3 protein-coding genes are annotated in these 4,348 nt (G+C 28.5%); all 3 read left to right on the plus strand.

Annotated features, from left to right (window positions below):
• Positions 1-397: 397 nt before the first annotated feature.
• The 3 genes from WA340_RS09245 (at position 398) to WA340_RS09255 (ending at position 4,239) form a co-directional block, all read left to right on the plus strand.
• Positions 398-718: a hypothetical protein gene (locus WA340_RS09245; RefSeq protein ID WP_336128647.1), complete on the plus strand. Its 321-nt coding sequence runs from the start codon at positions 398-400 to the stop codon at positions 716-718.
• Between the two features lie 73 nt (positions 719-791).
• The gene (locus WA340_RS09250; protein WP_336128648.1) at positions 792-1,571 is read left to right on the plus strand and encodes a GLPGLI family protein; all 780 of its coding nucleotides are present in this window, start codon (positions 792-794) and stop codon (positions 1,569-1,571) included.
• Entirely contained in the window at positions 1,564-4,239 is a 2,676-nt protein-coding gene (locus WA340_RS09255; RefSeq protein WP_336128650.1) for a carboxypeptidase-like regulatory domain-containing protein, read from the plus strand. Before WA340_RS09250 ends, WA340_RS09255 begins: the two co-directional genes overlap by 8 nt.
• The last annotated feature ends 109 nt before the right edge of the window (positions 4,240-4,348 follow it).

The raw sequence follows: 4,348 nt of genomic DNA on the forward strand, positions 1-4,348 counted from the left end.
ATCATAACCTTATTCCTCTCTTTGGTTCTTTATGATTAAATGTTAAAGTTAATAGATTGCTAACTTAAGACGTATATAAAAAATTGCTATTTTGTGCTAAATCAAAAGGTCGTTGCACGTTTGCTACATCTGATTTTCCTTCGGAAAATCCTCGCACGCAAACCCGCAACTTTCCATATACAAAACCGTTGGTAGCCATTTGACCACCGACAGAGCAATTTAATAACCATCCGATTTACGGAATCTCGAAGAAGAGAAAATAATATTGTAAATTGACTCTCAAAAGATGGAAATCTGAAAACCAACAGGTCTAAAAAGTGCGGAATAGTCCGCTTGCCGAATTACGAAGACCTAAAAGACGTATAGTTTGGTAACTTAACCGTTAAAAATGATAACGATGAAAAATGTATTTTTTGCTTTAGCATTTATGCTAATTGGAACGTTTGCTTTTGCAAACACAGAAGTAACATCAGAAATTAATATTGATGTGAAAAAAGTTGAAGAATTCCAAAGTCAGGATAATTTTGATTCTTCTATAGAAAGTCAATCTGTAGAAGATTTATCATTTACAAGTGCAATTCAAGTTGAAAACTTTTCAAATGAAGATTATCCTTGTAGATGGAGAGTTTGTACTTACAGAAATGGAGTTCTTGTAGGATGTACAGATTGGACATATGGAGAATGTTTAGATGAGGTTGTAATTGTCGCACAAAGATAAAAATCACCGTATCTAATTAATTTATGCCTGCATTTAAAAAATCATAAATGCAGGCATTTTAAAACAAAACTTGATGAAAAAAACAATATTATTTCTACTAATGTGCTTAGCAATTAATATGTCTTATGCGCAAAAACTAACAATTTGTGGAGAAATTGAATATGCACAATCCACTCATTTTTCTAGAGATTTTTCTAGAGATTTTATATTAAAATTTAATAATAGCAATTCAATATATAAAGAAGCAAATATTTCAAATAAAAAAGAGAAAATTAAACAGACTAATAAAGATGAAGGACAGCAATTAAATAGAGATGTCCCAAGAAATAACCTAAATCCAGAATTTTTTTATAATGATAGAAAGAGCTTCCATTTTATGGAAGTTTGGTTTGATAAAGAATTATTAGTAAAAGAAGATTCTTTAGTTTGGGAATGGAATTTAAAAGATGAGGTAAAAAAAATTGGTGAGTTTAATTGCCAAAAAGCCACAATAAAATTTAGAGGTAGAGAATATACTGCTTGGTTTACCGAAGAAATACCAGTTCCTTTTGGACCTTGGAAATTTCAAGGTCTATCAGGGATTATTCTTGAAGTTTATGACAATGACAGAGTTTTCCATATTGTTGCTAAAAAAGTGAAGATTGAAAAGCAATCAAATTGTGTAATAAAAGTTGACAAATCAAAATTCATATCAGCCCTAACAATTAATCAATACTTAAAAAAGAAAGTTGAGTTAATTAAAGAGGATTTCGCAAAACTTTCAAGTAGACTTCCTAAAGGATATGATGCATTGAAATACGATGAAAATTGCGATGATTGTAGAGAAGAAGTTGAACTATTTGAGAATGACTAAGCAACTACATCTAATAATTATTTTATTTTTCTGTGGAATAAAATTTTGTTTTTCACAAACAATAATTGAAGGTAGCATAAAAAACAGCAATAAGAACCCAATACCTTACGCTAATGTTTTAATAAAAAAAGATAGCATTTTATCTATACTTGATTTTTCGTATTCAGACGAAAGAGGAAGCTATAAGCTAAAAATAGAAAAAGAAGGATATTATAGTTTATCCTTTTCGAGCTTAGGATATGAAACTAAAGTTGTGAAAATTCAAATAAAAAAACCAAAATTAGAAATAACTCAAGATATAATATTGTTTGAAAAACCATTTTCTCTTGATGAAGTAATTATAACATCTGATAAGCCAATAAAAGTAAAAAAAGACACCATAGTGTTTAATGCCAAATTTTTTAGTGTTGGTAATGAACAAACAGTCGAAGATTTGCTCAAAAAAATACCAGGTATAGCAATTGATAATAATGGAACTATAAGAATAGGAAATCAAGAAATTGAAAAATTAATGGTAGACGGTGATGACCTATTTGAAAAAGGGTATAAAATTTTATCCAAAAATATGCCATCACATCCTATTGATAAAATAGAAGTTTTGAACAATTATTCTAATAACAGGTTGTTAAAAGGTATCGAACAAAGTGATAAGGTAGCTTTGAACCTTAAATTAAAAGATGATTTCAAACGTATTTGGTTTGGAAATATTAATTTTGGTTATGGTTTAGTTTCCGAAAATATTTATGATAACAGGTTTAATTTGGCAAATTTTGGAAAGAAGAATAAATATTTTTTTATTGGTAATTTCAATAATACCGGTTACGATGCAACAGGCGATATTGAAAATCTAATTCGTCCTTTTCGAAGTAGAGACGAGCCAGCGTCCGTTGGCGACAATCAAAGTGTATATTCATTATTAAATTTATCGCCAACTAATCTTAATTTCAAAGAAAGTAGAACCAACTTTAATAATGCAGAGTTGGTTTCTTTAAATGCTATTTTTAATCCAACCGAAAAACTAAAAATTAAAACGCTAGGTTTTTTTAATTGGGATGAAACCAATTTTTTTAGAAATTCTACAGATTTTGTTGATGTAAATGGTACAAGCTTTACAAATACAGAAGATTATCAATTACAAAACAATAAGCGTATAGCTTTTGGTAAAATAGATTTAATCTATAACATCTCTAAAACAAAAATGTTAGAGGCCACAACCAAATATAACAATGGCGATTTTAACGACAATTCGAATTTACTATTTAACGGTAATTCTACCATAGAAAATTTACAACATCAAAATACACTTTTTGACCAAAAAATAAGCTACACCAATAAATTTAAAGATAAAAAAGTATTTTTGCTAACAGGTCGTTTTATAGATGAAAAAACACCTCAAAATTATGCTGTAAATCAATTCTTTTATCAAGATTTATTTCCTGCAAATAGTAACGCTAACAATGTAAGTCAACAAAGCACTAATCAAATGCAATTTGCAGGAGTAAATGCACATTTATTAGACCGCAAAGACAATGGACACCTATTAGAATTACAGTTAGGTAATGAATTTAGAAAAGATAGATTAGAAAGCACATTTTCACTTTTAGAAAATAATTCCGTTTTAGAACAGCCAAATGGTTATCAAAACGAAACCAATTATCAGGTCAATGATTTGTACCTTAAAAGTAAATACAGATTAAAAATTAAAGATTTTGGTATTGTTGGCACGATAGATGTCCATCAGCTTTTTAACCGTTTAGAAAACAATAATACAAGTAGTAATCAAAATCCGTTTTTCATCAATCCAAGTTTAGGTTTTGATTGGAAAATAAACGATAAAAATAAAATTACATCTTCTTACTCTTACAACACTACAAACGCAAAAGTTTTAGATGTATTTAGTGATTTTGTTTTAACTGGTTTTCGTTCATTTTCAAAAGGAACAGGCGATTTTAATCAGTTAGACGCTTCGAGTGTAGTTTTTAATTATCAATTAGGTAATTGGAGTGATAGATTTTTTGCCAATACATTTATTCTTTACAGCAAAAATCACGACTTCTTTTCAACAAATACAACAATAGAACAAAACTTTACCCAAGCCGAAAAAATACTGATTAAAGACCGTGAGTTTATAAGTATAAATTCAAAATTAGATTATTACTTCAAGTTCATTTCGTCAAACTTAAAGGTAGATTTAGGCTATACAAAAAGCGAATTCAAGAATATTGTAAATAATTCTAATTTAAGACTGGTAACCTCAAATAACTATAATTATGGTTTAGAACTTCGTTCTGGTTTTAAAGGTATTTTTAATTACCATATTGGCACAAAATGGACAACAACGGAAATAGAAACTACGATAAATAATTCATTTACAGATAATGTAAGTTTTTTAGATTTATCGTTTATTTTTAACAAAAACCTTGATTTTCAATTACAATCCGAACGTTACTATTTTGGAAATTTGCAAACCGATAACACGTATTATTTTTTAGATTTTGATGCACGTTACAAACTCATTGAAAATAAACTAACTTTAGGTATTACTGGTAAAAACCTATTCAATACGGAAAGATTTAGGAATTTTTCAATCAGCGATATTGGAACATCAACAACTGAATATAGATTGTTACCTAGATTTGTACTTTTAAAATTGGAATATAGATTTTGACAATCGAACTGAACAAAAAACGGCTACCAACAAAGAACTGAGGCAATAAACAAGTAAAATATTAATTATTTATTGCTAGAGTACTTCTATGTTCACCATTGTAAGGCAC

It is taken from the genome of Mesoflavibacter sp. CH_XMU1422-2, from assembly GCF_037029245.1.
Classification (GTDB): Bacteria; Bacteroidota; Bacteroidia; order Flavobacteriales; family Flavobacteriaceae; genus Mesoflavibacter; species Mesoflavibacter zeaxanthinifaciens.